Genomic DNA, 870 nt, shown 5'->3' on the forward strand with positions numbered 1-870 from the left:
GGTGAGGTCGCCGTCGCCCAGCGCGGTCAGGCTCCTCGACACGGCCCGGATCCGCAGGGCGATCCCGCGCGCCACGACGTAGGACAGCGCGGTCGCCGCGAGGGCGCCGAGCACCGCGACGAGGATCGTGGCGAGCAGCGCCCGCGCCGCGAGCGTGTCCGTCTCCTCGGCGAGCACCGCCGCCTCCTCGCCCTGCGACGCCGTCTCGACCTGCATCGCGTCCATGACGCCCGTGGTGAGGGGGCGGACGGTGCCGTCGAAGTACGCGGCGAAGCCCGCGGTGTCGCCCGCGTCCGCGAGCGGGAAGAGCTCGCCCTCGGCCGCCGCGTAGTACGCGTCCAGGGCGGCGACGAGCGCGTCGACGTCGCTCTGGCTCACCGCGTTCGGGCGGTACGCCTCGATCTGGGCGTCCAGGTCGACCTTGCGCTCCACCAGCTCGTCGAGGAGGCTCGCCCGGGTCTCCGCGTCCGCGATCCCGTACTGGATGACGCGGGCGCGGTCGCCCTGGAAGGCGCGCTGGATCTCCGTGAGCTGCTGCAGCGGCGTGACGTTGCTGCGGTACATCTCGTCGGCGTCCGAGCGCAGCTCGCGCATCGAGACGAGCGCGACGGCCGTGATGACGCCGGTCACCACCACCATGACGAGGACCGACGTGAGGATCTTGACGAGGACGGGACTGTCCCTCCACGGGCGTCGGGGAAGGTCCTGCTGCTGGTTCGTGGGCATCGTGGTCGTCTCTCTGCGGAAGGCGTACGGGTGTCAGGGGGGTCAGTAGGTGAACCGGGAGGCGCGGCTGCGGAGCTCGGCGGCCATGCGGGCGAGCTCGGCGATCGAGCCGTTCATCTGCTCGACGGCCTCCGCCGTCGACGA

At 72.4% G+C, this 870-nt stretch carries 1 protein-coding gene; it reads right to left on the minus strand.

Features of this window, described 5'->3' with window-relative positions; genetic code table 11:
* On the minus strand, positions 1–726 hold a 726-nt coding region (locus tag ACPCUX_RS18775), incomplete at its 3' end, for an MCP four helix bundle domain-containing protein (RefSeq protein WP_423389393.1).
* Positions 727–870 lie beyond the last annotated feature (144 nt).

The organism is Cellulosimicrobium sp. AB352 (assembly GCF_049538415.1).
Taxonomy (GTDB): Bacteria; Actinomycetota; Actinomycetes; order Actinomycetales; family Cellulomonadaceae; genus Cellulosimicrobium; species Cellulosimicrobium funkei.